The organism is Pseudomonas sp. MYb118 (genome assembly GCF_040947875.1).
Taxonomy (GTDB): domain Bacteria; phylum Pseudomonadota; class Gammaproteobacteria; order Pseudomonadales; family Pseudomonadaceae; genus Aquipseudomonas.
Window position 1 is genome coordinate 21,825 of sequence record NZ_JBFRXN010000003.1, and the last position, 26,836, is coordinate 48,660.

Below are 26,836 nucleotides of genomic sequence, written 5' to 3' on the forward strand. Positions count from 1 at the left end.
CCTGCACCTGGCCGTGACCCTGGGGTCATCTGAACCGGGGCAGTGGCCGATCGACAGGTTTGAGCGCCGACAGCGTATTGCGAATCAGCGGTGTGTCTTTTTCGATGTCGTTCAGCCGGTCGCGGATTCTCAGCGCGGTCGGGTGGCCGCCTTGATGATCGACCCAGTCGGCGATTTCCTTGCAGGCTGCGGCCAGGCGAACCTGGCGGGAGTCGAGCAGGGTGAGCAATGTGGTGATGGACTCTTTTTCGGACATGACAAACCTCCGTTCAAGAAACCTGGCAAAAATGGCATCAAAAAGCCCGCGTCAGGCGAGCTTTTGCCGTTGCTGGTCCCTCAGCCATTTGAGTATAGACCCGGGCGTCAACCTTGCCGGGCCGTCACGCGGGAGCGGGCATTGAGCTGGAGGCAGACGCGCTGGGCCTCTTCCTCCCTGTCATAGCCGTCACCGATGAAGCCCTGGGTGCGGGTATCGGCAATGCGATACCAGACGGCAGCATCAGGCGGTTGATGATCGGTTTCCCCGGCTCGGCGCCCATGAATGATGATCTTGTTGCAGCGCTTCACAACGAAAATGTCTTCCATGGCTTCACCGAAGCAAAATTTCTGTCACACAACTATAGAAGCCCTGAGTGATCGTGCAAAAAATGCACGGGTCAGTTCGTCGGTTGTGTCGCCTCGATCATTTGTTCGAGAAACATCGCCAGCCCGACTTCCTCGGCCCGCAGGCCCTTGCGCGTGCGCGGGCGCGGCAGTGCGGCCAGCGCGCCCAACAGAAAACCCTCGAGCACGGCGGGGTGGATGTAGCACTTGCGACAGACCGCCGGCGTGTTGCCCAGTTGCCGGGCCACACCCTTGACCATTTCCACCACATGCCGCTTGGCGTCCGATTCCGGCTGCCATTGCAATTCGCGCAGCACCGCCAGCGCCAGCGCACTCCCGGCCCAGGTGCGGTAGTCCTTGGCGGTGAAGTCGGCGCCGGTCAGGGTTTGCAGGTAGGCGTTCACATCGCTTGAGCTGACCGTGTGCCGCTCGCCGTCCTCGTCCAGGTACTGAAACAGGTTTTGCCCGGGGATCTCCTGGCAGCGCTTGATGATCCGCGCCAGGCGCCGGTCCTTGACGGTGATCTGGTGTTCGATGCCGCTCTTGCCTCGAAACTGGAAGCGGATCGCCGTGCCGTTGACCTCCACATGCCGGTTGCGCAGGGTCGTCAGCCCGTAGGAGCGGTTGTCTCGCGCGTACTGGGTGTTGCCGACGCGAATCAGCGTCGCATCGAGCAAGGTAATCACCGTGGCCATGACCTTGTCGCGGCTGAAGCCCGGTGCCTCCAGCAGCGCTTCGAGCTGCTTGCGCAACTTAGGCAGGGCCAGGCCGAATTCGCGCAGGCGCGAGTATTTATCGGCATCACGTACTTCGCGCCAGCGCGGGTGATAGCGGTATTGCTTGCGCCCGCGGGCATCGCGGCCGGTGGCTTGCAGATGCCCGCGCGGGTCGGCGCAGATCCACACATCGGTGTAGGCCGGCGGTACGGCGAGGGCGTTGATGCGCTGGATTTCGTCTTTGTCGGTGATGCGCTGGCCTGAGGCGTCGAAGTAGCAGAACTTGCCGCGCAGCTTTTTACGGCTGAAGCCGGGCTGGGTGTCGTCGACGTAATGCAGGTCGGGTGGTAGTACGTCGGGCAGGGCGGTGTCGGGCATGGCAGTCATCCTGGAGCGCGAATCGAGGGCCGTTACAGCCATTGACCGCGCGCCGTTGCCGTGGTGCCAGCGGGTTTACGCCAGGACCGCCACCGCCTTGATCTGTGCCCAGAGCTGCTGGCCGGGGTGGACCTGCAATTGATCCCGGGAGAAACGGGTGATCCGCGCCAGCAGCGGCGTGCCGGCGGCCTCCAGGCGGATCAGCACGTGCGCGGCATTGTCGGCGGGCGTCTCGCTGACCACGGTGACCGGCAGGCGATTGAGGATGCTGCTTTGCTCGGCGCTTTGCAGGCTGAGGCTGACGTCCCGCGCCTGCACCTTGCCACGCAGCGCCTGGCCGACGGCCATGGGCGTGTGGGCCACGCGAATGCTCAGCGTGCTGCCGGGCAATTGCAGGGTCAGCAACTGGTAGTCGTCGTCGTAGGCGCTGACCTGGCCCTCGATCACCACGCCGGCGTCATCGCCCTGGGCCAGCGGCAGATCGAGGCGTGCCAGGGTTTCGACGATGGGGCCGCTGGCCACGGCCTTGCCTTCGCCGAGCAGGACGATGTGGTCGGCCAGGCGCGCCACTTCATCCCGCGAATGACTGACGTACAGCACCGGGATGTCGAGTTCATCGTGCAGGCGTTGCAGGTACGGCAGGATTTCGCTCTTGCGCTTGGCATCCAGCGCCGCCAGGGGTTCGTCCATCAGCAGCAGTTGCGGGCTGGTCAGCAGGGCACGGGCAATGCCGACACGCTGGCGCTCGCCGCCCGACAGGTGCTGCGGATGACGGTCGAGAAGATGGCCGATGCCGAGCAATTGAGTGGCATGTGCCATGTCGACCTTGCGCTGCGCCTTGGCGATGCGCTTGAGGCCGAACTCCAGGTTGGCCAGCACCGACAGGTGCGGGAACAGGCTGGCTTCCTGGAACACATAGCCGATCGCGCGTTTGTGCGGTGGTACGAAAATCTGCTTTTCGCTGTCCTGCCAGACTTCATCGTTGACCTGGACAAAACCCTGTTCGGCCCGTTCCAGGCCGGCGATGCAGCGCAGGCAGGTGGTCTTGCCGGAGCCCGAATGACCGAACAGCGCGGTGACGCCACGGCCGGGCAATTGCAAATCGACATCCAGGGCGAAGCCCGAGTAGTTCAACTTCAAACGCGTGTGAATCATCAATCAGCTCCAGCCGGCTTTGGTTTTACGGCTGGAGTAGAGCGCCAGCAACACGGCGAACGAGAACACCAGCATGGCACCGGCCAGCCAGTGCGCCTGGGCATATTCCATGGCTTCGACGTGATCGTAGATTTGTACCGAGACCACCCGGGTCTTGTCCGGGATGTTGCCGCCGATCATCAGCACCACGCCGAACTCGCCGACGGTGTGGGCAAAGCCCAGAATCGCGGCGGTGATGAACCCCGGTCGGGCCAGGGGCAGGATGACGCTGAAGAACACGTCCCAGGGGTTGGCACGCAAGGTTGCGGCCACTTCCAGCGGACGGGTGCCAATGGCGGAAAAGGCGTTTTGCAGCGGCTGGACCACGAATGGCATCGAATACAGCACCGAGCCAATCACCAGGCCTGCAAAACTGAAACTCAGGGTGCCCAGCCCGAGGGACTGGGTGAACTGGCCGACAAAGCCGTTGGGGCCCAGCGCCAGCAACAGGTAAAAACCGATCACCGTGGGTGGCAGCACCAGGGGCAGGGCGACGATCGCCCCGACCGGGCCGCGCAACCAGGAGCGGGTGCGCGACAACCACAGGGCAATCGGAGTGCCGACGATCAGCAGGATGACCGTGGTCAATGAGGCAAGCTTCAGGGTCAACCAGATTGCGGAAAAATCGGCACTCGACAGGGACATTTAGATCTCGTAGCCGTAGGACTTGATGACAGCAGCGGCTTTCGGGCCTTTCAGGTAATCAACCAGCGCCTTGGCAGCCGGGTTGTCCTTGCCCTTGTTGAGGATCACTGCATCCTGCTTGATCGGGTCGTGCAGGCTGGCTGGAACGATCCAGGCCGAACCGCTGGTGACTTTGCCGTCCTTGTAGATCTGCGACAGGGCAACGAAGCCCAGCTCGGCGTTGCCGGTGGACACGAACTGGAACGCCTGGGTGATGTTCTGGCCTTCGACCAGCTTGTCCTTGACCTTGTCGGTCAGGCCTTGCTTGGCCAGCACCTGGGTGGCAGCGAGGCCGTAGGGTGCGGTTTTCGGGTTGGCGATCGACAGGTGTTTGTACTGGTTATCGGCCAGCACTTTGCCTTTGGCGTCGACGTAACCTTCCTTGGCCGACCACAGCGCCAGGGTGCCCACGGCGTAGGTGAAGCGCGAGCCCTTGACGGTGTCGCCTTCGGTTTCCAGCTTGGCCGGGGTGGTGTCGTCAGCCGACAGGAACACTTCGAACGGCGCGCCGTTCTTGATCTGGGTGTAGAACTGGCCAGTGGCGCCGAAGGAGGTGACCAGTTTGTGCCCGGTGTCTTTCTCGAAATCAGCGGCGATGGCCTGGATCGGCGCGGTGAAGTTGGCCGCGACCGCAACCTGGACTTCGTCGGCATGGGCGCCGGCAATGGCGAATACGGCGAGCAGCGGGGCAAAACGTGAGGCTGTCATGAAACGGCTCCGTTATAGGCAGTTGTTGCGAGGGATAAATCGCTATGTAAAAAACTATATAGCGAAATGCCTTCAAACGGAATCCATCGGATGCGTCGAATTGTCCCGGCAGCCGCTAGAAGCAGCGACTGCCGGGGTGCATCAGGCTCGCAGCAGCTTGGCCAGGCCCTCTTTGGCCAACTGCCGGGTCAGCTCGGCGGTGCTCATTTCCACCGATAGCGGGAATGCCTGACCGGCCCAGAGGTTGGCGAACTGCGCTTCGCCCTTGGCACGCAGAGGCATCAAGGCACCACCGGCCAGCGGGAACGCCGGTGCCTGGTCGCTCATGGGGCCGATTTCTCGCATCACCCGATTGAAAATGCCCCGCGCCGGGCGCCCGGTGAACAGGTTGGTGAGGGCGGTGTCGCTCTCTTTGGCGGTGCGCAACGCGGTGTGATGGGAGGCGCTGACTTTGGCTTCCGGGGTGAACAGATAGGCCGTGCCGACCTGCACCGCCGAGGCGCCGAGCACCAACGCGGCAGCGACACCACGGGCATCGGCGATGCCGCCGGCGGCGATCACCGGTACTTTCACCGCGTCGACAATTTGCGGCAGCAGTGCAAAGAGGCCGACCTGGCTGCTGATGTCATCGGTCAGGAACATGCCGCGGTGGCCGCCGGCCTCGTTGCCCATGGCGATGATCGCATCGCAGCCGTGCTGTTCCAGCCAGATGGCTTCCTCGACCGTGGTTGCCGAAGACAGCACCTTGGCACCGGTGGCCTTGACCCGGTCCAGCAGGGGTTTTTCCGGCAGGCCGAAGTGGAAACTGACGACCTCAGGAAGCAGTTCTTCGACGATGGCGCAGGTGGCGCTGTCGAAAGGCGCGCGGTTGGATACGGGCGTCGGCGCGTCGAAATCCACGCCCAATTCGCGGTAGTAGGGTTCCAGCAGGTTTTTCCAGTTCTGCGCGCGCTGTTCGTCTGCGGCTGGCGGCTGGTGGCAGAAGAAGTTGACGTTGATCGGGCGGCGGGTTTGCTGGCGAATGCTCTTCAGGTCTTCGCGCAATTGCTCGGTGCTCAACATGGCCGCCGGCAGCGAGCCCAGGCCACCGGCTTCGCTCGCCGCGACCACCATGGCAACCGTGGTTGCGCCGGCCATGGGCGCCTGGATGATCGGCAGCTCGATCCCCAGCAGATCAATAATTCGGGTGTCTGGCCATTGGCTCATGTGCGATTCTCCGACGTCAAAACAGGGCAGCAAAGGTTTTACCACGCCACCCCCTGTAGGAGCGAGCTTGCTCGCGATGAGGCCAGTACACATCCAGCATCAATGGCGACTGACACGCCGCCATCGCGAGCAAGCTCGCTCCTACAGGGGTGGGGAGGGGGTCGCCGAAAGTCGGGTGTGGGGATCGGGCGGGGATGTGTTATTCCATTGCTCCACAACCAGACGAATGCGCAGGAGACAGTCATGTTCCAAGGTATTTTGATCGACAAGGACGACAGCGGTTATCGAGCCACGCTGCAACAGATCAGCGACGATCAACTGCCCGAGGGCGATGTGACGGTGCGGGTCGCGTACAGCACGTTGAACTTCAAGGACGGCCTGGCCATCACCGGCAGCAGCCCGGTGGTGCGCAAATTCCCCATGGTGCCGGGCATCGACCTGGCAGGGACGGTCGAGGCCAGTGAGCATCCGGACTACAAGGTCGGTGATCAGGTCGTACTCAACGGTTGGGGCGTCGGCGAAGGGCACTGGGGCGGCCTGGCGCAGAAGGCGCGCTTGCAGGGTGACTGGCTGATCCCGCTGCCGCAGCAATTCTCTCCCGCCCAGGCCATGGCCATCGGCACCGCCGGTTACACGGCGATGCTCAGCATCCTGGCACTGGAGCACAACGGCGTGACGCCGGAGCAGGGCGAGATCCTGGTCACCGGCGCCAACGGCGGTGTCGGCAGCTTTGCCATCGCCTTGCTCAGCAAGCTCGGCTATCGGGTGGTCGCGTCCACCGGGCGCACTTCGGAGCACGACTACCTCAAGCGCCTGGGTGCCAGCGACATCATCGACCGCGCGACCCTGTCAGAACCGGGCAAGCCATTGGCCAAGGAACGCTGGGCCGCGGTGATCGACTCGGTGGGCAGCCACACCCTGGCCAACGCCTGCGCCAGCACCAAGGCCAACGGCACGGTCGCCGCCTGTGGCCTGGCCCAGGGCATGGATTTTCCGGCGTCCGTCGCGCCGTTCATTTTGCGTGGCGTGACCCTGGCCGGGATCAACAGCGTGACCCAGCCCAAGGCCAAGCGCATCGAGGCCTGGAACCGCCTGGCCACTGACCTGGACTTTGCCCTGTTGCCGCTGATCAGCCATGAGATCGGCCTGAGTGAAGCGATCGAAGCCGCGCCACGTCTGCTCGCCGGCCAACTGCGCGGCCGGGTGGTGGTGGATGTGAATCGCTGAGTCAGCGCGACTCACGCTCCAGCAACTGGCGTTTGCGCTCCACGCCCCAGCGGTAGCCCGACAGGTTACTGTCGCTGCGCACCACGCGATGGCAAGGGATGGCCACCGCCAGGCTGTTCGCGCCACAGGCCTGGGCCACGGCGCGCACCGCTTTCGGCGCACCGATGCGATGGGCGATGTCGGCATAGCTGGCGGTGCTGCCCACCGGAATCTCGCCCAGGGCTTGCCAGACCCGCTCCTGGAACGCCGTGCCGCGCACATCCAGTGGCAAATCCAGGCCGATCGCCGGCGCCTCGATGAAACCGACGACCCTGGCGATCAGTTGCTCGAACTCAGGGTCGGCGCCAATCAGGTTGGCCCGGCGAAACTTGTCCTGCAGGTCGCACACCAGTTGATGGGGATCGTCCCCCAGCAGAATCGCGCAGACACCCCGCGCACTCTGTGCCACCAGGATCGCCCCGAGGGAGCACTGGCCCACGGCAAAACGGATGTCATTGTTCTGGCCCTCGGCGCGGTAATCGCCGGGTTTCATGCCCAGGACTTGATCGGCCGCCGCATAAAAACGCCCATTGGAGTTGAAGCCGGCGTCGTACAGGGCATCGGTCACCGAGCCGCCCGCGGTCAGATGTTGCCGGACCTTGCGTGAACGGTGAGCCGTGGCGTAGCCCTTGGGCGTCAGCCCGGTAATGGCTTTGAACACCCGATGAAAGTGAAAACTGCTCAGGCCTGCGGCATCCGCCAGCTCAGCCAGGGTCGGCAACTGCTCGGCGGTTTCGATCTGGCGACACGCGGTGGCGACGGTCGCCGCGTGCTGTGCGGCCACCTCGCTGTGATCCTTCGCCGCGCGTTTGCTCGGGCGATACCCGGCCGCCTGGGCCTGTTCGGCCGAGTCGAAGAACTCGACATTCTGCGGCTTGGGCAAGCGCGCCAGGCTGCTGGGGCGGCAATACACACCGGTAGTTTTCACCGCATAGACAAATTGCCCGTCGGCACGGGGATCGCGGGCGACGACGGCGGCCCAGCGTGGATCGTTCTCGATGGTGGTCATGGCGTTAGGTCCGTTGATCCGTTTGAATCAGGTTAACCAGACGACGAGGTCGCCGCACTCCGGGTCTTGCGGTCAAATTCCGCCTGTTCAGTGGGAGGTGCGAAAGGTGAAGTTGATCCGTTGCTCGCCCAGGCGCGGGTGCTGGCCTGGTTTGATCGGCAAGACGCCGTGATAGCGCAGGCGATCGACGCCACCCCAGACCACGATATCGCCATGCAAGAGCGGCACGCGCTGGCTTTTGTCGCTGCGCTCGAAGCCGCCGAACAGGAACATCGCCGGCAACCCCAGCGACACCGACACGATGGGCGCGGCGTAGGACGCTTCGTCCTTGTCCTGGTGCAATGACATCTTTGCGCCGGGGATATAGCGGTTGATCAGGCAGGAATCCGGGACGAAATCCGCAAAGCCCGCTGCCTGCGCCGCAGCCTGCGCAAGGGCCAGGAACGCCTCGGGCATTTCGGGCCAGGGCGCAGCGGTTTGCGGGTCGACGCGTGAATAGCGATAGCCGTTGCGGTCGGTGGTCCAGCCCCAGGTGCCGCAACTGCTCAAGGCGGCGGACATGGTGAAACCACCGGGCGTGACCATTTGCCGAAACGGCGCAGCCGCCAGCACCTTGTCCAGCGCCGGCAGCAATTGTTCCAGCCAGGGCAGGGCGAAGCCGCGCAGGACCCAGGACTGTTCGCCGATCTGTTCGCGCCGGGGCGATGGCTCGGGCTCGACGTCGGCAAACAGATCGAAGGTGATCGGGGTCATGACGCTGGCCGTTACAGCGCCTTGCTGACGCTGATCTCGCTGATGACATCGTCACCAGGGCCATGCAGAGCGTCCAACGCTGCCCGGGCCTCGGCTTCGGTGCCGTTTTCCAGTTGGGCAAATTCGAAGCGGCGCTCGCCGTTGAGCTTGTACTTGATGACGTATTTGGTGGTTTGGGCCATGGTCGGTTCAGCTCAGTTTCGTGGTGGAACGACGAATGATCTTGATCGAGTGGGTCAGGGTCGGCTTGCGCGTGACGCTGATGGCGCGGCGGCTGACGGTGTCGATGGTGATGTTCCAGAAGCCGGTGCTCGGGGCGGTGATGCGCGCCGGGAATGTATCGAATGCGCCGCCATGATACGTGTGGCGGCCACCATTCTTGAAGCTGCGGAAGTTGGCGTCGTTCATCAAACGGATGTTGCACGTTTGCGAGCACTGGATGACGACGATGTCGTCTTCATTGAGGTGCTCGCGCTGGTGGATAAATTTCATTGAGGCGCCTCCAGAAGGGCTTTTGCTACAAAATCAAAACGATAGCTTGGTCGATTGGCGCAGTTTATCAGCCCGGACAGGTTATTATCTGGCCGCCGGGCGTCGCTTTGGCAATAAAAGCAGATCAATGTATGAAAAAAACACGGAGCCCTGGAGAAAAGCAGCGTTTGCGCTGTCCCAGGCTCTTTGTCGGAGATTTTGTTATGAAGTGGGCTGTGTGGGTCTTGCCGATGGCATTGGCAATCAGTGGTTGTGCGAGTGTTGAGGAAATCAACGAGACGCTGCCGACCATGAACGTGATGTCGGGCAAGAAACCCCATGAATACGCGCAGTGCCTGACCGAAAAGCTGGCCGGTAGCCGTGGAGCCCTGCAAATAGAGCCGCAGGGCAAGGACGGCGTGCGAGTCATCGTCCCGCAGAAGTTTTCCTCAGGTCCGGCTGCGGTGTTCGACATTGAAGAACGTTCCAACGGCAGCGGCATCAAGCTGCACGAACGCATCTCCAATGTACCGCTGCGCCCGATGGATGTGCGCAACGCCGCCACCGCGTGCATTTCCGGCTGATACACTAGCGCCCGACAGCACCGATGCCGCCCCAGCAACGCTTGGGCGGCATCGTCATTTCTGGAGTCGAGCATGAAGCGAGAGCAGGTACGGGAGCGCCATGCAGAGGGTCAAATCTCTGCCACCCACGTGATTCAGAACCCGGCGGAACCCGCGCAATGGATCGTGTTTTTCAAGAAAAGCGCCGGGCGCAGTTATTTCCTGGTGGATGACAACGACGAAGTCGAATCCTTCACCAGCCTCGATGAGCTGATCGAGACCGTGCGCGGCCTGGGCATCAAGTTCGCCGAAATCCACATGTAGGTTTTATTTGCAGACCACCACGACGCTGCGGTTCTTGTAGTTGCCAATGTCGGCGCCGAGTGTCTTGTCTTCTTCATCGGGTGCCGGTGTGCCGTTGGTGCCGACGATTCGATAGCCGGTGCCGGCGCAGGAATCATCGGCTTTTTCATAGCATGCCGCCCAGGAGTTGGCCTCGCCGGAGCAGTCGATCGCCAGGCCTTGTTCGCCATTGTTCAGGTAAGTGGTTTCAGTGGTGGCACAGCCGCCCAGGGCCAGGAGCGCAATCAACGGCAAGAATCTGTTCATGTTTGGGGTCGTCGTCAGGGGATGGGGCTAAGCCTGTGACAGCGCCGTGAGCAAAAGGTTATAGCCAAAGGCCATGACTTTGTCACCCATTCGCAAATACTCCGAAACTACTGTGGGAAAACCACTGTGGGAGCGAGCCTGCTCGCGATTGCGGCCTGTCAGACACCCACCATGTTGGATGTCCCGGCCTTATCGCGAGCAGGCTCGCTCCCACAGGTTTATTGCCCCGCAAAAACAGCAGGGAGGCAGGTCATTCCTTATCCTTGCCCCGCCGCGCAGCAGCCGGGCGCTCAAGCTCCAGCACACTGGCCACTTCAATCGCCATTTTCTCGCTCGGGAACGGCCCGGCGATGCGTTCGCCGTTGGCGCTGTCGACCCACCACTGGCCGTCGTTCGCTTTGTTGATCAGGAAACCGTTGACGCTTTTTGCTGCCGACATCTATCTGCCTCGTTGGCTGGTTGAATCGCGCCATGATAGCGTCAAAAGGCCGCATCCGGCGCGGGCAGAAAAAACGGCTCCGACGCCAATTTCTGCTATGCCTAATGGCACGCCTGCGATCCTGCGGAACTCACGCCAACGTTCCTGCGGAACTATCGGCAGGAATATTTCTCTATGTTGACATCGGTTAGCCAGCGCGGGGCATTGTAAGGTGCACGCCGCCTGATTAGACTGCGCCGAAACTCGTACACACAGCCCTTTCAAGGACTTTTATGATCAAGAAATGCTTGTTCCCAGCAGCCGGTTACGGTACTCGCTTCCTGCCAGCGACTAAGGCCATGCCCAAGGAAATGCTGCCGGTGGTAAACAAGCCACTGATCCAGTACGGCGTTGAAGAGGCATTGGATGCCGGTTTGAACGAAATCTCCATCGTCACCGGTCGCGGCAAGCGCGCCCTGGAAGACCACTTCGACATCAGCTACGAGCTGGAAAACCAGATCAAGGGCACCGACAAGGAGAAATACCTGGTCGGCATCCGCAAGCTGCTTGACGAGTGCTCGTTCTCCTACACCCGTCAGACCGAAATGAAAGGCCTGGGCCACGCCATCCTGACCGGCCGCCCGCTGATCGGCGACGAGCCGTTCGCCGTGGTGCTGGCGGACGACCTGTGCGTCAACCTCGAAGGTGACGGCGTGCTGACCCAGATGGTCAAGCTGTACAAGCAATTCCGCTGCTCGATCGTGGCGATCCAGGAAGTCGACCCGCAGGAAACCAACAAGTACGGCGTGATTGCCGGCGAGATGATCCGCGACGACATCTACCGCGTACACAGCATGGTCGAGAAGCCAAAACCGGAAGACGCGCCATCGAACCTGGCGATCATCGGTCGCTACATCCTGACCCCGGACATCTTCGACCTGATCGAACAGACCGAGCCAGGCAAGGGCGGTGAAATCCAGATCACCGACGCCCTGATGAAGCAGGCCCAGAACGGCTGCGTCATGGCCTACAAGTTCAAGGGCAAGCGTTTCGACTGCGGCGGCGCCGAAGGCTACATCGACGCCACCAACTTCTGCTTCGAGAACTTCTACAAGACCGGCAAAGCTTACTGATAGCGCACCTCTTGTACAGAAAGCCACCTTCGGGTGGCTTTTTGCTTTTCTGCGCTTGCCCAACCAACGGCGGCGAGTATGCTGATGGGCTGCCGAGGAGATAGACAAATGGCCTTTGATTTTGACCTGTATGTAATTGGTGCCGGTTCCGGCGGTGTACGCGCGGCGCGGTTCGCGGCGGGGTTTGGCGCCAAGGTGGCTGTGGCCGAGAGCCGCTACCTGGGTGGCACCTGCGTCAACGTCGGTTGCGTGCCGAAAAAACTGCTGGTGTTCGGCGCGCACTTCGCCGAAGACTTCGAACAGTCTGCGGGCTTTGGCTGGACCCTGGGCGAGGCCGATTTCGACTGGGCGACGCTGATCGCCAACAAGGATCGCGAGATCAACCGTCTCAACGGCATCTACCGCAACCTGCTGGTCAACAGCGGCGTGACCCTGCATGAAGGCCACGCCAGCATCGTCGACCCGCACACGGTCGAGATCAACGGTGAGCGTTTCACCGCGAAAAACATCCTGATCGCCACTGGCGGCTGGCCGCAGATCCCCGAGATTCCGGGGCACGAGCATGCGATCAGTTCCAACCAGGCGTTCTTCCTCAAGACCCTGCCAAAACGCGTGCTGGTGGTGGGCGGTGGCTACATCGCCGTCGAATTCGCCGGGATCTTCCACGGCCTGGGCGCCCAGACCACCTTGCTGTACCGCGGTGACCTGTTCCTGCGCGGCTTCGACGGCTCGGTGCGCAAACACCTGCAGGAAGAACTGACCAAGCGCGGCCTGGACCTGCAATTCAACGCCGACATCGAGCGCATCGAAAAACTCGCCGACGGCAGCCTCAAGGCGACGCTCAAGGACGGTCGCGTGCTGGAGACCGACTGCGTGTTCTACGCCACCGGCCGGCGCCCGATGCTGGACAACCTCGGCCTGGAAAACACCGCGGTCAAACTCAACGACAAAGGTTTTGTCGAGGTCGACGAGCAATACCAGACCGCCGAACCGTCGATCCTCGCCCTTGGCGATGTGATCGGCCGGGTCCAACTCACCCCGGTGGCCCTGGCCGAAGGCATGGCCGTGGCGCGGCGCCTGTTCAAGCCCGAGCAGTATCGCCCGGTGGATTACAAGATGATCCCGACGGCGGTGTTCAGCCTGCCGAACATCGGCACCGTCGGCCTGACCGAGGAAGAGGCGCGGGCGGCCGGGCATGACGTGGTGATTTTCGAAAGCCGCTTCCGGCCGATGAAACTGACCCTGACCGAGTGCCAGGAACGCACGCTGATGAAGCTGGTGGTGGACGGCAAGACCGACAAGGTCCTGGGTTGCCACATGGTCGGCCCGGATGCCGGCGAAATCGTCCAGGGCCTGGCCATCGCCCTGAAAGCCGGCGCCACCAAGCGCGACTTCGACGACACCATCGGCGTACACCCGACGGCGGCGGAAGAATTCGTGACCATGCGGACCCCGGTCTAAAGAATCACTCGATCTAAACCCCCTGTGGGAGCGAGCCTGCTCGCGATGGTAGCCCAGACAACGCAGGCACTCAGACAGTCCGCGTCATCGTTAACGACCATCGCGACGGTTCGACGCCTCGACATGCTCGCTCCTACAGAAACAGAAACAGAAACAGAGCGACAATCCCACAGGCGCCGCAGATCGCCCCGTCGGAAGGCCGAGTGGAGGTTCTGCGCAGTGGGCAACCCGGCATGGATGCCGGGTTAGCCGCCCTCGGCCAAGGATGGCCGATGGCGGCAGGCCCACGGAGCAGGACCGGAGCGAGGGAACCCGGAGCGCCAGCGAAGGGCCGTACGTCAGGGGCCGGGCGTTTTGGTTACTTTGCGCCGGGCCGCGTAGGCGACAAAGTAACCCGCCGTAAGGGCGGAACCAAAAGCGGGCCGTTACCGCAGAAATGGATATGTACGCCTGTAAGGCCGCCATCGCGGGCAAGCCCGCTCCTACAGAGCCACCAAGTCACCCGCCGTAAAGGCGGAACCTTAAGTGGCCGTTACCGCAGAAAAGGATATGTACACCTGTAAGGCCGCCATCGCGGGCAAGCCCGCTCCTACAGAGCCACCACCCGCCGTAAGGGCGGAACCCAAAGCGGCCGTTACCGCAGCAACGGATATGTACACCCGTCAAACCGCCATCGCGGGCAAGCCCGCTCCCACAGAGTCACCCGCCGTAAGGGCGGAACCATTAGCGGCCGTTACCGCAGAAATGGATATGTACACCTGTAAGGCCGCCATCGCGGGCAAGCCCGCTCCTACAGAGCCACCACCCGCCGTAAGGGCGGAACCATTAGCGGCCGTTACCGCAGAAATGGATATGTACGCCTGTAAGGCCGCCATCGCAAGCAAGCCCGCTCCCACAGGGGTTGGTGGGGTGACAGACATCGGGAGCGAACATCCCTCAGATTCCTTTCTTCTATTAATAATGTCCGCTAATAGCGAAAACCGATCAGCAGCATCAGGTTTGCCAATGAGCCAAGCGCCGCCTGAGTCGGTAAAGTCATCTCCATCAACTTCTTAACCCCTGACGGAGAGTCAACGATGCCTATCATCAACAGCCAAGTTAAACCGTTCAAAGCAGACGCCTTCAAAAACGGCGACTTCGTGAAAGTCTCGGACGCTGACCTGAAAGGCAAGTGGTCTGTCGTGTTCTTCTACCCAGCCGACTTCACCTTCGTTTGCCCAACCGAGCTGGAAGACCTGGCTGACAACTACGACGCGTTCCAGAAACTGGGCGTCGAAATCTACAGCGTTTCCACCGACACTCATTTTGCCCACGCTGCCTGGCACAACACTTCGCCAGCCATTGGCAAAATCCAGTACACCATGATCGGCGACCCAACCCACGCCATCTCCCGCAACTTCGACGTGCTGATCGAAGAAGCTGGCCTGGCTGACCGTGGCACCTTCGTGATCAACCCTGAAGGCCAGATCAAAATCGTTGAACTCAACGATGGCGGCGTAGGCCGTGACGCTTCCGAACTGCTGCGCAAAATCAAGGCAGCCCAGTACGTCGCTGCTCACCCAGGCCAGGTTTGCCCAGCCAAGTGGAAAGAAGGCGAGGCCACTCTGGCTCCGTCCCTGGACCTGGTCGGCAAGATCTAAGTCAGTGACACGCTCCACAGGGCGGTTCACCGCACCTACTCAGTAAGCTGCACCGCCCAATAAAAACGCCCGGGCGAGATTCGCTCGGGCGTTTTTTTATGCAAAAAATTTGATAAAGGAAATCGCCCGTATGTTGGACGCCAATCTTAAAGCCCAGTTGAAATCGTACCTGGAACGGGTCACCCAACCGATCGAGATCGTTGCTTCGCTCGACGACGGTGCGAAATCCCAGGAAATGCTCGAACTGTTGAAAGACGTTGCCAGTCTTTCCACCCTCATTACCTTGATCGACAGCGGTGACGATGCTCGCAAGCCATCGTTCTCGATCAATCGCCCAGGCCAGGACATCAGCCTGCGGTTTGCCGGCCTGCCGATGGGCCACGAATTCACCTCGCTGGTGCTGGCCCTGCTGCAAGTCGGCGGCCACCCATCGAAGGCCAGTGTCGAAGTGATCGAACAGATCCGTTCGCTCAAAGGCGAATTCAACTTCGAGACCTACTTCTCGCTGTCCTGCCAGAACTGCCCGGACGTGGTCCAGGCGCTGAACCTGATGGCGGTGCTGAACCCGAACATCCGCCACGTCGCCATCGACGGCGCGCTGTTCCAGGCCGAAGTCGATGAGCGCAAGATCATGGCCGTGCCCAGCATCTACTTGAATGGCGAAGTGTTCGGCCAGGGTCGCATGGGCCTGGAAGAAATCCTCGCCAAGATCGACACCAGTGGTGCCGAGCGCCAGGCCGAGAAGATCAGCGCCAAGGAAGCCTTTGACGTGCTGGTGGTCGGCGGTGGCCCGGCCGGTGCTTCGGCGGCGATCTACGCGGCCCGTAAAGGCATCCGCACCGGTGTCGCGGCCGAACGTTTTGGCGGCCAGGTGCTGGACACCATGGCCATCGAGAACTTCATCTCCGTGCAGGAGACCGAAGGGCCGAAGCTGGCCAGTGCACTGGAAGAACACGTCAAGCAGTACGACGTCGACATCATGAACCTGCAACGGGCCAACGCGCTGATCCCGGCGAAGAACCCTGGCGAGTTGCACGAAGTACGCTTCGAAAGCGGCGCGAGCCTGAAAACCAAGGCGCTGATCCTGGCCACCGGCGCCCGCTGGCGCGAAATGGGCGTGCCTGGCGAGCAGGAATACAAAGCCAAGGGCGTGTGCTTCTGCCCGCACTGCGACGGTCCGCTGTTCAAGGGCAAGCGTGTGGCAGTGATCGGCGGCGGCAACTCCGGCGTCGAAGCGGCCATCGACTTGGCGGGTATCGTCAGCCACGTCACGCTGCTGGAGTTCGACAGCAAGCTGCGCGCCGATGCGGTACTGCAACGCAAGCTGTTCAGCCTGCCCAACGTCGACGTGATCACCAGCGCGCTGACCAGCGAAGTGAAGGGCGACGGTGAGAAGGTTACGGGCCTGGTGTACAAGGACCGCGATTCGGGCGAGTTCAAGACGGTCAACCTCGAAGGCATCTTCGTGCAGATCGGCTTGCTGCCTAACACCGACTGGCTCAAGGGCACCGTCGAGTTGTCGCCCCGTGGCGAGATCATCGTCGACGCCCGTGGCGAAACCTCGCTGCCGGGTGTATTCGCCGCCGGTGACGTGACCACCGTGCCGTACAAGCAGATCGTGATTGCGGTCGGCGAGGGCGCCAAGGCCTCCCTGAGCGCCTTCGACCACCTGATCCGCACCTCGGCCCCGGCGTAACGCCTGGCCTGAAACACAAAAACCCCATGAGTGATCATGGGGTTTTTTGTGTTTTGCACTTCTCTGAAACTGGGGAGTACTCACTCACTGTGGGAGCGAGCCTGCTCGCGATTGCGGTGTGTCAGCTAAATCTCAGTTTCTGACACACCGCAATCGCGAGCAGGCTCGCTCCCACAAAAGAAGGTCCCACAGGGATTTTGCGCGGGGCTTTAGAGCGGCGCAGGCTGAATGATTTCAACCCAATAGGCATCCGGGTCCTTGATGAACGCCAGGCTCTTCATGCGCCCGTCGCTCAGGCGTTTCTGGAAATCGCAGCCCAGGGCTTCGAAGCGCTCGCAGGCGGCGACGATGTCGGGTACCGAGATGCAGATGTGGCCAAAGCCGCGCGGGTCGGTGTTGCCGTTGTGGTAGGCGAAGTCCGGGTCGTTCTCGGTGCCGTGGTTGTGGGTCAGTTCGAGGATGCCCGGGATCGACTTCATCCACTCGGTGCGCGCGGCGGCATCGGCCGGGATCTGGTCCTTGTCCACCAGCGCCAGGAAGTACAGGCTGAACTCGGCTTCCGGGAAGTCGCGTTTTTCCACCAGCGAGAAACCGAGGATGCGCGTGTAGAAGTCCAGGGACTTGGTGATGTCCTTGACCCGCAGCATGGTGTGGTTGAAGACGAACTTCCGGGTGGCGCTGTCCGGCTGGGCGGTCACGCCGGGGAAAGTGTTCAATTCGTGCAGGCTCATGGGCCCTCCGTAAACAAGTGGGGCTAAACAATGGTGCCAATGATACGCAAGGGGGCTGGCATCACCAAACCCAAAGCGCAGGCTTGCCTGAGCGCGGGCTGGGGCTCAGACTTTGCGGTTCTATCCGCGAGTGCTCATTGCAATGATCCGATCCTGTCCATCGCTGTTCGTTCTGTTGGGTTTGCTGTCCGGCGTTGCCCTGGCCGATGCGCCTGTCGTCACCTGGCCTTCCGGCTGGGAAATCGAAGCGGTGCCGCAGGATGGTGCCCAGCCGCAACTGTCCCGCCAGCGGGCGGTGAAACATGATCCGGGCGGTACGCCGGTGATGGTCATGGAGTTGACCACAACCGCGGTGGACAGTGGGCATCAGGTCAATTTGCAAGGCGTGTTACTGGAGATGCGCAAGTCCGTGCAGAAGGACTTTTTCCAGGGCGGTTATCAAAGCGTGTGCAATAAGATCCACCCGGCGACGCTGAGCCGGTTAACGGCGCTGGAAACCACCTGCACGATTACCCAGAACGGCCGCCATGTGCTCTCGCAAACATTGGTCGCGGCGCTGGATGGCGATAAGGCGTATGTTTTTTCCTACGCGGGGCAGGCCGAGGCTTATAAGGCCAGCGAGGACGAAATAGCGCTGGCTCGTAACAGTCTGAAACTTTAGTTGGAGCAATTGCGTAATCCTGCAATGCGCCATGTTTAGATATCCAAAAGGATTAAGCCGAAAGTAAAACGGCGATGAAATATAGGTCGATTCAAATCATTGCATTTGTTGAGTATTCATGAAAAAGCCCCGCATCATGCAGGGCTTTTTTGTTACCGCCAGCGCTTAGCCACGCAGCCAGGAATCAACGGTGGAAGCACCGTATTGTTCCTTCCAGGCTTTCAGGCCGCGGTGGTTGCCGCCCTTGGTTTCAATCAGTTCGCCAGTGTGTGGGTTCTGATAAACCTTGACCACGCGAGCGCGGCGGGTTTTAGGTGCTGTGGCTTGACGCAGGCCGGATTTGGCCGGGTTCGGATCGAGAATGGCGATGATGTCGCCCAGGGACTTGCCGTAGGTTTTCATCAGCCCCTGGAGCTTTTCTTCGAATTCGATTTCTTTCTTGAGCCCGGCATCGTTCTTCAGGGATTCCAGCTGTTTGAGCTGTTCTTGAAGGGCCTTTTCAGCTGCACGAAATTCAGCGAGTCTGGACAATATCTTTACTCCAATAGTGTGTTTGGCTGATACCAACCGCAAACAAAGCTATAAGCCAAGAGCCTTGAAGCGACTCGGTGACAAGTGGCTCACCTGCCAATCTAGCGCAGGCATGAAAAATTGTAGTAGTTAATGCTCAAAGAGTAAATCCTGACTTTTTCTTCATGTAACAAGATTGGCCGTTTAGATTCAAATTGGTGCGCGATATGGTTGTTTCGTCGCATGAATTGGCGAGTTAATGAAGAGTTAATGCTCTAATGAAGTCCGCCCCCGGCATCGGCTTGCCGAACAGATAACCTTGCAGGAAGTTAACGCCGTGGGCGCTCAGATAATCACTCTGTTCGGTGGTTTCCACCCCTTCGGCGACGATGCCCAGGTCGAGTTTCACCGAGAGTTCGATGATGCTGTCCAGAATGTGCCGGGACAGGGCGTCGGCGCCGATCATGGCGACGAAACTCTGGTCGATCTTGAGGAAATCGACATTGAACTGGCGCAAGTAACCCAGGCTGGAATGGCCGGTACCGAAGTCGTCGATGGCGATCTTCACGCCCAGAGCATGCAGTTGCTCGAACAATTGCAGGGTCACCGGCGCAGGTTCGATGAGCTCGCGCTCGGTCAACTCCAGCACCAAATGAATGGAGCCGGGCGCAAAGGCGCTCAGGAAGGTCCGGCAATCGTCCACCAGTTCCAGGTTCTTGCAGTGGCTGGCGGTAATGTTGATACCGATATGGAAGGGTTCATCGAAGGACGCGGAGACCGGCCCCAGCAATTTTGCCGTTTGCTGCATCAGCGAGCGGGTCATCGGCACGATCAGGCCGGAATGCTCGGCAAACGGAATGAACAGGTCGGGCCGCACCAGGCCTTCCTTCGGATGATTCCAGCGCATCAGCACCTCGGCGCCGGACCACTGTTTGTTCGTGCCGTGCACCACCGGCTGGAAATACGCAACGAACTCCTCGGCATCCAGTGCCCGAAGCAGTTCATGGCTGGGCGACGACGAGCGCTTTTGCAGAACATGCCCGATCAGTGCGGACACCGCGCCAAAGAAGATCAACAGGCTGAACAGTGCCGGGTACTCGCTGCGCATGTAGCGCCAGGTTTCACCTTCGGCAAAGCCGGCGGCGACCGTGAAGTCATACCGCGTGGACGTCAGTTTGCTCTCGGCCACGGGCAAGGCGGGCAGGGCGGCCACGTGGACCTTGCCGTCAGCGGATAGCCAGTTGGGGCCGACACGCAGCAACAGCAGGGTCTGGCGACCGATCAGGCGCAGCACATTGCTCAGGTGATACCCGTCCAGGGTGGTCAACGCCCCCTGTTTGCCGTCGCTGAGCCGATACACCAGCAACGCGCTGTCGGGGGTGACCGGGTTGCCATTCATCAGCCATAAGGTGCCCTGGGTGTAATCGCCGGCGTTGACCTTCTCCTGATAGTCACCAAACAGCGAGCTGCAATAGAGGTTGTCTTCCCACACCAGGTTGGTCGAGCGCACGAACGGCCGCCGGGTGACCTGTTCGCGTAACGCCAGCTTGACCGCGTCGCAAGGCTGGCCAGCCAGCGGTAGCAATTCGCGCGCCGCCTGGGCGGTGTTATCGAGCATCAGTTCGAATTGGCGGATGGCTTCTTCAGCGGTCAGACGGGTGTCGTGCTCCAGCGTGCGTTGTGCCTGCAGGTAAAGAATGACGCCGCCCAGGACGATCGGCAGCAGGCCACAGAATACGGTGACCAGCAAACGAATGCGGCGGCTGCGGCGGGCTTTGATGATCAGTGGCATTCGGGAAACCTGTGAAGAGGGATGTGGCGCTCAAATGCGGGTCGGGCAACGGCAGGGCCTCCCAGGAAGCGTGGGTTACCGGCCATGATAGTTGGGGTCGGGCGCGAATGGAGCCTGTCAGTCATATCCGGCTGTTTCCGGCGCTGATTTCTCCTGCAACAAACCTCTTGCACGCGCGTCGAAAAAGGGCTTCTGATAAGGGCGGAGCGACAGGAAGCGGACAAACCGTTTTACGCTGTGTAGAATCGGTTTACGCATACAATAATAATCCTGCTGGCAGCAGACGCCTTGCCTGCCAGCGCCTTGGGTCGACGATGAAGAGTTTCGGGTTTCAACTGATCTATGGTGACTTCCTCGCCCGCAGCGTGCGGGGCATCTCCTGCGCGCCACCCGGCGGCCTCAGCTTTTTCAGCCACTGACGATCGTTAATTGAAAAGCATGATGAGGCGCCAACCATGGCAGATCTATACGAAAACCCAATGGGCCTGATGGGCTTCGAGTTCATCGAATTCGCATCGCCAACGCCCAACACCCTGGAGCCGATCTTCGAGATCATGGGCTTCACCAAGGTCGCGACCCACCGTTCCAAGGACGTGCACCTGTATCGCCAGGGCGCGATCAATCTGATCCTCAACAACGAGCCGCACAGCGTGGCCTCGTACTTTGCCGCCGAGCACGGGCCGTCGGTGTGCGGCATGGCATTTCGCGTCAAGGACTCGCAGAAGGCCTACAAGCGCGCACTGGAACTCGGCGCGCAGCCGATCCACATCGAAACCGGGCCGATGGAACTGCACCTGCCGGCGATCAAGGGCATTGGCGGTGCGCCGCTGTACCTGATCGACCGTTTCGGCGAAGGCAGCTCGATCTATGACATCGACTTCGTCTACCTCGAAGGCGTCGACCGTAACCCGGTGGGCGCGGGCCTGAAAATCATCGACCACCTGACCCACAACGTCTATCGCGGGCGCATGGCGTACTGGGCGAATTTCTACGAGAAGCTGTTCAACTTCCGCGAAATCCGCTACTTCGACATCAAGGGCGAATACACCGGCCTGACGTCCAAGGCGATGACCGCACCGGACGGCATGATCCGCATTCCGCTCAACGAAGAGTCGTCCAAGGGCGCCGGGCAGATCGAAGAGTTCCTGATGCAGTTCAACGGCGAAGGCATCCAGCACGTGGCGTTCCTCACCGACGACCTGGTCGGCACCTGGGACCGCCTGAAGAAGATCGGCATGCGCTTCATGACCGCACCGCCCGACACCTACTACGAAATGCTCGAAGGTCGCCTGCCGAATCACGGCGAACCGGTGAACGAACTGCAATCGCGGGGCATCCTGCTCGACGGCTCTTCCGAGGCCGGCGACAAGCGCCTGCTGTTGCAGATCTTCTCGGAAACCCTGATGGGGCCGGTGTTCTTCGAATTCATCCAGCGCAAGGGCGATGACGGTTTCGGCGAGGGCAACTTCAAGGCGCTGTTCGAGTCGATCGAGCGTGATCAGATTCGGCGTGGGGTGTTGAACGCCGAGTAATGAATGAGTAACTGTGGGAGCGGGCTTGCTCGCGATGGCGGAGTATCAGTCAACAGTGTTTTGACAGACCCACCGCCATCGCGAGCAGGCTCGCTCCCACAATGATTTCTCCAGCAATGATCTTGAGTGTCAGTCAAGGCCTGCGCTGTCGCATCAAATGCTTGAACCCCTCGAACACCAGCACCAGCACCGCCATCCAGATCGGGATGTAGGTCAGCCATTCCCCAGGCTTGATGCTTTCCCCCAGCAGCAACGCCACACCCAGCAGCAATACCGGCTCCACATAACTGAGCAGGCCGAACAGGCTGAACGGCAGCAGGCGGCTGGCGATGATGTAGACCACCAGCGCCGAGGCGCTGATCAGCCCGAGCAGCGGGATCAGCCACATCAGGGCCGGGGCCTGGTCGAACACGCCGAAACCGTTGGCGCCGCCGTGCACGAACCACCAGGCGACGGGCAGCATGATGGCCATGTCCAGCCACAGACCGCCAAGGTTGTCGGATTTCAGCCATTTGCGCAGCACGAAATACAGCGGGTAGCCGACCACCACCACCAGCGTGGCCCAGGAGAAGCCGCCGACCTGATACAGCTCATTGGCCACACCGAGGCTAGCGAAGAACACCGCGACTTTTTGCAGGTACGACAGGCGTTCGCCATAGGCGATGCGCCCGGTCAGCACCATGGCCAGCGGCAACAGGAAGTAGCCCAGCGACACATCCAGGCTGTAGCCGTTGAGCGGTGCCCACATGAACAGCCACAGCTGCACGCCAAGCAGGGCGGCGGAAACGATCAGGCAGGCGATCAGCTTCGGGTCGGCGGCCACGCGTCGCACGATCTCCACGGCACGTTTCCACTCGCCGGAAAGCAGGATGAACAAGGTCATGCACGGCGCGGTCAGCAGCATGCGCCAGCCGAAAATCTCCACACCATTCAATGGGGTGAGCAGTGAGGTGTAGTAATACATGACGGCAAACAGCACCGAGGCTGAAACCGATAGAGCGATACCTTTAGACAAACTGTCCTCGCGAAGTCGAGCGTTGAACGGGGTGCGGAGGATACGCGGTTTTTGTTGTGAATATTGGCCGAGTGATCAAAATCCACAACACTTCAAAGCCTAGCCCAAATTACTGTAGGAGCGAGCTTGCTCGCGATGGCAGTGTGTCAGACACATCAAGGCTGACTGGTACACCGCCATCGTGGGCAAGCCCGCTCCTACAGGGATCACCGAGCCCTACGCCCCGAAACAAAATGCCCGACATCATTGAACCCCGGTGTCGAGGCATGCCCCGGTGTCACCAGCGAGTCGATGAACGCTTCGTCCTCGGCGGTGATCTTCACCGCCTGCGCCTTGGTGTAGGCGTCCCATTGTTCCTCGGTGCGCGGCCCGACGATGGCCGAGGTGACGGCGCTGTTGTTGAGCACCCAGGCAATCGCGAACTCGACGATGCCCACGCCGCGCTCCTGGGTGTATTGCTGGATCTGCTGGGCGATGCGCAGGGATTCGACGCGCCATTCGACTTCCAGGATGCGCTTGTCGGCACGGCCGGCGCGGCTGTTGGCGTCGGGTTTGGCGTCCGGGGCGTATTTGCCGCTGAGCACGCCACGGGCCAGCGGGCTGAAGGGCACCACGCCCAGGCCGTAGTTCTGCGCGGCGGTGATCTGCTCGGGCTCGGCCTGGCGGTTGACGATGTTGTACAGCGGCTGGCTGATCACCGGGCGGTCGACCCCCAGTTGATCGGCCAGGCGGATCACCTCGGCAATGCGCCAGCCACGGTAGTTCGACAGGCCCCAGTAACGCACCTTGCCCTGGCGGATCAGGTCGCCCATCGCCGATACCGTGACCGCAAGCGGTGTGTTGTGGTCCTCGCGGTGCAGGTAATAGATGTCCAGATAGTCCGTGCCCAGGCGCGTCAGGCTGGCGTCGATGCCGTTGAACAGGTGCTTGCGGCTCAGCCCTGAACGATTGGGTACGCCATCGGCCGGACCGAAACCGACCTTGGTGGCGAGCACCCACTGGTGACGGTTGGCGGCAATCGCTTCGCCGACGATTTCCTCGGAGCGCCCGCCTGTGTAGACGTCGGCGGTGTCGATGAAATTGATGCCCTGGTCCCAGGCCTTGTCGATGATCCGCAGGGAATCCTCGGTGCTGGTCTGCTCGCCAAACATCATGGTGCCCAGGGTCAGGGTGGACACCTGCAAACCGGAATGACCCAACGTGCGATAGCTCATGCTGAATTCCTTTTGCCAGTGGGAAAGCTTCAATCAAATACCAGAATTTTCCCGCGTGGCAAACGGTATCGGTTGCGGTAACGTGGATCTCCCCGCGCTTGCAAGGATTCTTGAATGTTCGAACTCGATCACGACCTGGCCCAGGACATCGTTGACCGGGCCATGGCCATCCTGCCGTACAACGTCAACGTCATGGACAGTCAGGGGCTGATCCTCGGCAGCGGTGAAGCGGGAAGGGTCAACACCCGGCACGAAGGTGCGCAACTGGTGCTGGCCAACCAGCGGGTGGTGGAGATCGACGCGCAGACGGCCATGCACCTCAAGGGGGTGCAACCGGGGATCAACCTGCCGCTGTGGCTCGACCAGCGCCTGATCGGGGTGCTGGGCATCACCGGCGAACCCGAACAATTGCGCACCTACGCCGAACTGGTGCGCATGACTGCCGAGATGCTGGTGGCCCAGCGCAATCAGCAGAGCGACCAGCAATGGCGGCGTCAACGCTGCGATGACCTGCTGGCGTTGCTGTTGAGCGAGGCCGGCGATGCGCCGCGGCTGATCGACGAAGCGCAGCAGATGGGCCTGAAGCCGCAACTGGCGCGGGTGCCGTACCTGTTCGAACTGGGGGCGGGACAAACCGTCGAGGCGCTGGGGGCCTGGTTGAGCGCGCGTTACCCGGACAGCTGGTGCGTGAGTGCGTCCGCATCGTCGTTGCTGTGGTGCCGGGCGGCGAGCCTGACGGTGGACAACGAGCGGCTGCTGGAGAAACTCGACAAGCAGGGCGGGAACATTCTGCGCATGGCCGTGGGCGCGCCGGCGGAGGGGCTGGCGAGCCTGCGCCGCGGCTGCCAACGGGTCGCTGACCTGCTGGCCTACGGCCGCGATGTGCAACCCCGAACCCGGGAGCTGAGCCTTTCGCGCTATCGCCTGCCGGTGTTGCTGTGGCGTCATCGCGATGACGATGCCCTGGATGAACTGCTCAAGCCGCTGCGCGAGCTGATCGCCCGCGATGGCAACGGCCAGTTGCTGGCGACCTTGCGTAGCTGGTGCGAGCACGACGGCCAGAGCCAGGCCTGCGCTGATGCACTGGGCATCCACCGTAACAGCCTGCGTTATCGGATGGAGCGGGTGGCCGAGATCAGCGGGGTCGATCCTTTGCGGTTGGAGGGGATGCTCGTGTTGTATTTGGGGGTGCAGTTACTGCCCGAAAATTGAGGTGTCCTTTCGGCCGCCATCGCGAGCAAGGCTCGCTCCTACAGGGGGCAGCGGCGCTCACAAACCTGTAGGAGCGGGCTTGCCCGCGATGACGGCGCCACGGTCACCATCCATCCCCCTTTGTAAAAATGAACAATAAACACCACCGCCTCTTGTGCGCCGCAACGGCGTAATCCGCCAGGGCGACTGGCAGCATGAAGACCTGAAAACAGGAGAATCCCCATGAAGATCGTCATCGCCCCCGACTCGTTCAAGGACAGCCTCAGTGCCCAGGGTGTCGCCGACGCTATTGCCCAGGGCCTGGCGCAGGTCTGGCCCGATGCGCAACTGGTCAAATGCCCGATGGCCGACGGCGGCGAAGGCACGGTCGAGTCGATCCTGGCCGCCTGCGAGGGCCAGTTGCGCCGCACCCAGGTGCGCGGGCCGCTGGGCAAACCGGTCGATGCTGCGTGGGGCTGGCTGCCCGAGAGCCACACGGCGATCATCGAAATGGCTGAAGCCAGCGGGCTGCAACTGGTCGCCACCGACCAGCGCGACGCCTGCATCAGCAGCACTTATGGCACTGGCGAGTTGATCCGCGCGGCGCTGGATGCCGGCGCGCAGCGGGTGATCCTGGCGATTGGCGGTAGCGCCACCAACGATGGCGGCGCCGGGGCGGTGCAGGCGCTGGGGGCGAAGTTGCTCGATGCCCAGGGCCAGAGCCTGGCACCGGGTGGCCTGGCGCTGGCGCAACTGGCGCGCATCGACCTTGGCCAACTCGACCCACGTCTGGCCGCCGTGCGCTTCGACATCGCCGCCGACGTCAACAACCCGCTGTGCGGCCCCCATGGCGCCTCGGCGATTTTCGGCCCGCAGAAAGGCGCGTCGCCACAGCAGGTCGAGCAACTGGACCGCGCGCTGGGGCACTTTGCCGACCATTGCGCGCAGGTGCTCGACAAGGATGTGCGCGATGAACCGGGCAGCGGCGCGGCGGGCGGCCTGGGCTTTGCCGCCAAGGCCTTCCTCGGCGCGCAGTTCCAGGCCGGGGTCGAGGTGGTGGCGGAGCTGGTGGGTCTTGCCGAGGCGGTGAAAGGCGCAAGCCTGGTGATCACCGGCGAAGGCCGTTTCGATGCACAGACCCTGCGCGGCAAGACCCCGTTCGGCGTGGCGCGTATCGCCCGGCAGCAGGGCGTACCGGTGATCGTGATCGCCGGCACCCTCGGCGAGGGTTACCAGGCGTTGTACGAACACGGCATCGACGCTGCGTTCGCCCTGACCAGCGGCCCGATGACCCTGCAACAGGCGTGCAGCGAAGCACCACGCCTGTTGCAGGAACGGGCAAGCGACATCGCCCGGGTTTGGCGGATGGCCAGCCAATCCTGATCCCCGCGCGCGCCCCTGTGGGAGCGAGCCTGCTCGCGATAAATGTCAAAGATAGCTCGGTCAACCTGACACCCCGCAGTGCCTGCGCATTCATCGCGAGCAGGCTCGCTCCCACAGGTGGCACACCGTACCTGCAGGAGCGAGCAGGGACGTTCGTACCATGTCGAAGTGCAGTGTTTCATGGGTGAAACACTCGTAACTCGTTGAAATATATTTCGCAAATCCCCGCAAAAAATCTCAAGCCCCGCCGATATAGAAATCAGGCGCACCCCAGTCGTGCCCAACCAGAAAGCAAGGAT

Annotated in this window: 29 protein-coding genes; 11 read left to right on the forward strand and 18 right to left on the reverse strand. The window is 61.6% G+C overall.

Annotation, left to right across the window (positions count from 1 at the left end; translation table 11 throughout):
• Nucleotides 1–25 precede the first annotated feature (25 nt).
• The 7 genes from ABVN20_RS21490 to ABVN20_RS21520 form a co-directional block, all read right to left on the reverse strand.
• Nucleotides 26–256: a hypothetical protein gene (locus ABVN20_RS21490; protein ID WP_034147138.1), complete on the reverse strand. Its 231-nt coding sequence runs from the start codon at nt 254–256 to the stop codon at nt 26–28.
• A 107-nt stretch (nt 257–363) separates the two neighbouring features.
• Nucleotides 364–585, reverse strand: coding sequence for a hypothetical protein (locus tag ABVN20_RS21495; protein ID WP_368557766.1), 222 nt, complete (start codon nt 583–585; stop codon nt 364–366).
• 71 nt (nt 586–656) lie between these two features.
• Nucleotides 657–1,697, reverse strand: a complete 1,041-nt coding sequence (locus ABVN20_RS21500) for a DNA topoisomerase IB (protein WP_368557767.1) — start codon at nt 1,695–1,697, stop codon at nt 657–659.
• A 75-nt stretch (nt 1,698–1,772) separates the two neighbouring features.
• Nucleotides 1,773–2,852 (reverse strand): molybdenum ABC transporter ATP-binding protein, encoded by a 1,080-nt coding sequence (modC, locus tag ABVN20_RS21505; RefSeq protein WP_368557768.1) that lies wholly within the window; start codon nt 2,850–2,852, stop codon nt 1,773–1,775.
• Nucleotides 2,853–2,855: 3 nt separating this feature from the next.
• The gene (gene modB, locus ABVN20_RS21510; RefSeq protein ID WP_368557770.1) at nt 2,856–3,536 is read right to left on the reverse strand and encodes a molybdate ABC transporter permease subunit; all 681 of its coding nucleotides are present in this window, start codon (nt 3,534–3,536) and stop codon (nt 2,856–2,858) included.
• Nucleotides 3,537–4,283, reverse strand: a complete 747-nt coding sequence (modA, locus tag ABVN20_RS21515) for a molybdate ABC transporter substrate-binding protein (protein ID WP_368557771.1) — start codon at nt 4,281–4,283, stop codon at nt 3,537–3,539. It lies immediately after the preceding gene.
• Between the two features lie 141 nt (nt 4,284–4,424).
• Entirely contained in the window at nt 4,425–5,489 is a 1,065-nt protein-coding gene (locus tag ABVN20_RS21520) for an NAD(P)H-dependent flavin oxidoreductase (protein ID WP_368557772.1), read from the reverse strand.
• A 243-nt stretch (nt 5,490–5,732) separates the two neighbouring features.
• Here ABVN20_RS21520 and ABVN20_RS21525 point away from each other — a divergent pair, with 243 nt between their 5' ends.
• On the forward strand, nt 5,733–6,716 hold the full coding sequence (locus ABVN20_RS21525; protein ID WP_368557773.1) for an MDR family oxidoreductase: 984 nt from the start codon (nt 5,733–5,735) through the stop codon (nt 6,714–6,716).
• A 1-nt stretch (nt 6,717) separates the two neighbouring features.
• Here ABVN20_RS21525 and ada read toward each other — a convergent pair whose 3' ends face one another.
• The 4 genes from ada to ABVN20_RS21545 all read right to left on the reverse strand — a co-directional run bounded on the left by ada (nt 6,718) and on the right by ABVN20_RS21545 (nt 9,009).
• Nucleotides 6,718–7,764, reverse strand: coding sequence for a bifunctional DNA-binding transcriptional regulator/O6-methylguanine-DNA methyltransferase Ada (ada, locus tag ABVN20_RS21530; protein ID WP_368557774.1), 1,047 nt, complete (start codon nt 7,762–7,764; stop codon nt 6,718–6,720).
• An 87-nt stretch (nt 7,765–7,851) separates the two neighbouring features.
• Nucleotides 7,852–8,517, reverse strand: coding sequence for a DNA oxidative demethylase AlkB (alkB, locus tag ABVN20_RS21535; RefSeq protein WP_368557775.1), 666 nt, complete (start codon nt 8,515–8,517; stop codon nt 7,852–7,854).
• A gap of 11 nt (nt 8,518–8,528) precedes the next feature.
• Nucleotides 8,529–8,699 carry a hypothetical protein gene (locus ABVN20_RS21540; RefSeq protein ID WP_368557776.1) on the reverse strand — a complete coding sequence of 57 codons (171 nt, stop codon included), beginning with the start codon at nt 8,697–8,699 and terminating at the stop codon, nt 8,529–8,531.
• A 7-nt stretch (nt 8,700–8,706) separates the two neighbouring features.
• The gene (locus ABVN20_RS21545; RefSeq protein WP_368557777.1) at nt 8,707–9,009 is read right to left on the reverse strand and encodes a DUF1883 domain-containing protein; all 303 of its coding nucleotides are present in this window, start codon (nt 9,007–9,009) and stop codon (nt 8,707–8,709) included.
• 203 nt (nt 9,010–9,212) lie between these two features.
• Between ABVN20_RS21545 and ABVN20_RS21550 the strand changes: the two genes are divergently transcribed.
• Together ABVN20_RS21550 and ABVN20_RS21555 are read left to right on the forward strand one after the other, a co-directional pair.
• Complete coding sequence (locus ABVN20_RS21550; RefSeq protein ID WP_368557778.1) at nt 9,213–9,572, forward strand: hypothetical protein; 360 nt, start codon at nt 9,213–9,215, stop codon at nt 9,570–9,572.
• Nucleotides 9,573–9,644: 72 nt separating this feature from the next.
• Nucleotides 9,645–9,875 (forward strand): hypothetical protein, encoded by a 231-nt coding sequence (locus ABVN20_RS21555; RefSeq protein WP_368557779.1) that lies wholly within the window; start codon nt 9,645–9,647, stop codon nt 9,873–9,875.
• A 3-nt stretch (nt 9,876–9,878) separates the two neighbouring features.
• Here ABVN20_RS21555 and ABVN20_RS21560 read toward each other — a convergent pair whose 3' ends face one another.
• Nucleotides 9,879–10,160 (reverse strand): hypothetical protein, encoded by a 282-nt coding sequence (locus ABVN20_RS21560; protein WP_368557780.1) that lies wholly within the window; start codon nt 10,158–10,160, stop codon nt 9,879–9,881.
• A 250-nt stretch (nt 10,161–10,410) separates the two neighbouring features.
• A complete protein-coding gene (locus ABVN20_RS21565) occupies nt 10,411–10,599 on the reverse strand; it encodes a hypothetical protein (protein WP_368557781.1) in 189 nt (62 codons plus the stop codon).
• A gap of 272 nt (nt 10,600–10,871) precedes the next feature.
• Here ABVN20_RS21565 and galU point away from each other — a divergent pair, with 272 nt between their 5' ends.
• The 4 genes from galU to ahpF all read left to right on the forward strand — a co-directional run bounded on the left by galU (nt 10,872) and on the right by ahpF (nt 16,508).
• Nucleotides 10,872–11,711, forward strand: a complete 840-nt coding sequence (gene galU / locus ABVN20_RS21570) for a UTP--glucose-1-phosphate uridylyltransferase GalU (protein WP_011061681.1) — start codon at nt 10,872–10,874, stop codon at nt 11,709–11,711.
• A 108-nt stretch (nt 11,712–11,819) separates the two neighbouring features.
• Nucleotides 11,820–13,172 (forward strand): glutathione-disulfide reductase, encoded by a 1,353-nt coding sequence (gene gorA / locus ABVN20_RS21575; RefSeq protein ID WP_368557782.1) that lies wholly within the window; start codon nt 11,820–11,822, stop codon nt 13,170–13,172.
• Between the two features lie 1,076 nt (nt 13,173–14,248).
• Nucleotides 14,249–14,812 carry an alkyl hydroperoxide reductase subunit C gene (gene ahpC / locus ABVN20_RS21580; RefSeq protein WP_007975937.1) on the forward strand — a complete coding sequence of 188 codons (564 nt, stop codon included), beginning with the start codon at nt 14,249–14,251 and terminating at the stop codon, nt 14,810–14,812.
• 130 nt (nt 14,813–14,942) lie between these two features.
• A complete protein-coding gene (ahpF, locus tag ABVN20_RS21585; RefSeq protein WP_368557783.1) occupies nt 14,943–16,508 on the forward strand; it encodes an alkyl hydroperoxide reductase subunit F in 1,566 nt (521 codons plus the stop codon).
• A gap of 209 nt (nt 16,509–16,717) precedes the next feature.
• On the opposite strand, the gene gloA is transcribed toward ahpF, so the two are convergent.
• Nucleotides 16,718–17,239: a lactoylglutathione lyase gene (gloA, locus tag ABVN20_RS21590; RefSeq protein WP_368557784.1), complete on the reverse strand. Its 522-nt coding sequence runs from the start codon at nt 17,237–17,239 to the stop codon at nt 16,718–16,720.
• Between the two features lie 142 nt (nt 17,240–17,381).
• Between gloA and ABVN20_RS21595 the strand changes: the two genes are divergently transcribed.
• On the forward strand, nt 17,382–17,900 hold the full coding sequence (locus tag ABVN20_RS21595; RefSeq protein WP_368557785.1) for a DUF4946 domain-containing protein: 519 nt from the start codon (nt 17,382–17,384) through the stop codon (nt 17,898–17,900).
• Between the two features lie 165 nt (nt 17,901–18,065).
• On the opposite strand, the gene ABVN20_RS21600 is transcribed toward ABVN20_RS21595, so the two are convergent.
• Together ABVN20_RS21600 and ABVN20_RS21605 are read right to left on the reverse strand one after the other, a co-directional pair.
• Entirely contained in the window at nt 18,066–18,431 is a 366-nt protein-coding gene (locus ABVN20_RS21600; RefSeq protein WP_368557786.1) for a histone-like nucleoid-structuring protein, MvaT/MvaU family, read from the reverse strand.
• Between the two features lie 235 nt (nt 18,432–18,666).
• Nucleotides 18,667–20,202: an EAL domain-containing protein gene (locus ABVN20_RS21605; protein WP_368557787.1), complete on the reverse strand. Its 1,536-nt coding sequence runs from the start codon at nt 20,200–20,202 to the stop codon at nt 18,667–18,669.
• 455 nt (nt 20,203–20,657) lie between these two features.
• Between ABVN20_RS21605 and hppD the strand changes: the two genes are divergently transcribed.
• The gene (gene hppD / locus ABVN20_RS21610) at nt 20,658–21,734 is read left to right on the forward strand and encodes a 4-hydroxyphenylpyruvate dioxygenase (protein ID WP_368557788.1); all 1,077 of its coding nucleotides are present in this window, start codon (nt 20,658–20,660) and stop codon (nt 21,732–21,734) included.
• Between the two features lie 133 nt (nt 21,735–21,867).
• On the opposite strand, the gene rarD is transcribed toward hppD, so the two are convergent.
• Both rarD and ABVN20_RS21620 read right to left on the reverse strand, forming a co-directional pair.
• Nucleotides 21,868–22,749 carry an EamA family transporter RarD gene (rarD, locus tag ABVN20_RS21615; protein WP_368557789.1) on the reverse strand — a complete coding sequence of 294 codons (882 nt, stop codon included), beginning with the start codon at nt 22,747–22,749 and terminating at the stop codon, nt 21,868–21,870.
• A gap of 206 nt (nt 22,750–22,955) precedes the next feature.
• Nucleotides 22,956–23,963 carry an aldo/keto reductase gene (locus ABVN20_RS21620; protein WP_368557790.1) on the reverse strand — a complete coding sequence of 336 codons (1,008 nt, stop codon included), beginning with the start codon at nt 23,961–23,963 and terminating at the stop codon, nt 22,956–22,958.
• Between the two features lie 114 nt (nt 23,964–24,077).
• Here ABVN20_RS21620 and ABVN20_RS21625 point away from each other — a divergent pair, with 114 nt between their 5' ends.
• Together ABVN20_RS21625 and ABVN20_RS21630 are read left to right on the forward strand one after the other, a co-directional pair.
• Nucleotides 24,078–25,175 carry a sugar diacid recognition domain-containing protein gene (locus ABVN20_RS21625; protein ID WP_368557791.1) on the forward strand — a complete coding sequence of 366 codons (1,098 nt, stop codon included), beginning with the start codon at nt 24,078–24,080 and terminating at the stop codon, nt 25,173–25,175.
• Nucleotides 25,176–25,397: 222 nt separating this feature from the next.
• A complete protein-coding gene (locus ABVN20_RS21630) occupies nt 25,398–26,537 on the forward strand; it encodes a glycerate kinase (protein WP_368557792.1) in 1,140 nt (379 codons plus the stop codon).
• Nucleotides 26,538–26,836: the final 299 nt, after the last annotated feature.

What these genes read in the sequence shown, in the direction of transcription:
- alkB (WP_368557775.1), bottom strand. Translation starts at nt 8,517, where the DNA reads ATGACCCCGATCACCTTCGATCTGTTTGCCGACGTCGAGCCCGAGCCA.
- ABVN20_RS21545 (WP_368557777.1), bottom strand. Translation starts at nt 9,009, where the DNA reads ATGAAATTTATCCACCAGCGCGAGCACCTCAATGAAGACGACATCGTC.
- hppD (WP_368557788.1), top strand. Translation starts at nt 20,658, where the DNA reads ATGGCAGATCTATACGAAAACCCAATGGGCCTGATGGGCTTCGAGTTC.
- ABVN20_RS21500 (WP_368557767.1), bottom strand. Translation starts at nt 1,697, where the DNA reads ATGCCCGACACCGCCCTGCCCGACGTACTACCACCCGACCTGCATTAC.
- ABVN20_RS21630 (WP_368557792.1), top strand. Translation starts at nt 25,398, where the DNA reads ATGAAGATCGTCATCGCCCCCGACTCGTTCAAGGACAGCCTCAGTGCC.
- ada (WP_368557774.1), bottom strand. Translation starts at nt 7,764, where the DNA reads ATGACCACCATCGAGAACGATCCACGCTGGGCCGCCGTCGTCGCCCGC.
- ahpF (WP_368557783.1), top strand. Translation starts at nt 14,943, where the DNA reads ATGTTGGACGCCAATCTTAAAGCCCAGTTGAAATCGTACCTGGAACGG.
- gloA (WP_368557784.1), bottom strand. Translation starts at nt 17,239, where the DNA reads ATGAGCCTGCACGAATTGAACACTTTCCCCGGCGTGACCGCCCAGCCG.
- modC (WP_368557768.1), bottom strand. Translation starts at nt 2,852, where the DNA reads ATGATTCACACGCGTTTGAAGTTGAACTACTCGGGCTTCGCCCTGGAT.
- gorA (WP_368557782.1), top strand. Translation starts at nt 11,820, where the DNA reads ATGGCCTTTGATTTTGACCTGTATGTAATTGGTGCCGGTTCCGGCGGT.
- ABVN20_RS21560 (WP_368557780.1), bottom strand. Translation starts at nt 10,160, where the DNA reads ATGAACAGATTCTTGCCGTTGATTGCGCTCCTGGCCCTGGGCGGCTGT.
- ABVN20_RS21520 (WP_368557772.1), bottom strand. Translation starts at nt 5,489, where the DNA reads ATGAGCCAATGGCCAGACACCCGAATTATTGATCTGCTGGGGATCGAG.
- ABVN20_RS21565 (WP_368557781.1), bottom strand. Translation starts at nt 10,599, where the DNA reads ATGTCGGCAGCAAAAAGCGTCAACGGTTTCCTGATCAACAAAGCGAAC.
- ABVN20_RS21605 (WP_368557787.1), bottom strand. Translation starts at nt 20,202, where the DNA reads ATGCCACTGATCATCAAAGCCCGCCGCAGCCGCCGCATTCGTTTGCTG.
- ABVN20_RS21525 (WP_368557773.1), top strand. Translation starts at nt 5,733, where the DNA reads ATGTTCCAAGGTATTTTGATCGACAAGGACGACAGCGGTTATCGAGCC.
- ABVN20_RS21540 (WP_368557776.1), bottom strand. Translation starts at nt 8,699, where the DNA reads ATGGCCCAAACCACCAAATACGTCATCAAGTACAAGCTCAACGGCGAG.
- ABVN20_RS21490 (WP_034147138.1), bottom strand. Translation starts at nt 256, where the DNA reads ATGTCCGAAAAAGAGTCCATCACCACATTGCTCACCCTGCTCGACTCC.
- ABVN20_RS21495 (WP_368557766.1), bottom strand. Translation starts at nt 585, where the DNA reads ATGGAAGACATTTTCGTTGTGAAGCGCTGCAACAAGATCATCATTCAT.
- ABVN20_RS21625 (WP_368557791.1), top strand. Translation starts at nt 24,078, where the DNA reads ATGTTCGAACTCGATCACGACCTGGCCCAGGACATCGTTGACCGGGCC.
- modA (WP_368557771.1), bottom strand. Translation starts at nt 4,283, where the DNA reads ATGACAGCCTCACGTTTTGCCCCGCTGCTCGCCGTATTCGCCATTGCC.
- ABVN20_RS21550 (WP_368557778.1), top strand. Translation starts at nt 9,213, where the DNA reads ATGAAGTGGGCTGTGTGGGTCTTGCCGATGGCATTGGCAATCAGTGGT.
- ahpC (WP_007975937.1), top strand. Translation starts at nt 14,249, where the DNA reads ATGCCTATCATCAACAGCCAAGTTAAACCGTTCAAAGCAGACGCCTTC.
- galU (WP_011061681.1), top strand. Translation starts at nt 10,872, where the DNA reads ATGATCAAGAAATGCTTGTTCCCAGCAGCCGGTTACGGTACTCGCTTC.
- ABVN20_RS21555 (WP_368557779.1), top strand. Translation starts at nt 9,645, where the DNA reads ATGAAGCGAGAGCAGGTACGGGAGCGCCATGCAGAGGGTCAAATCTCT.
- ABVN20_RS21620 (WP_368557790.1), bottom strand. Translation starts at nt 23,963, where the DNA reads ATGAGCTATCGCACGTTGGGTCATTCCGGTTTGCAGGTGTCCACCCTG.
- modB (WP_368557770.1), bottom strand. Translation starts at nt 3,536, where the DNA reads ATGTCCCTGTCGAGTGCCGATTTTTCCGCAATCTGGTTGACCCTGAAG.
- ABVN20_RS21595 (WP_368557785.1), top strand. Translation starts at nt 17,382, where the DNA reads ATGATCCGATCCTGTCCATCGCTGTTCGTTCTGTTGGGTTTGCTGTCC.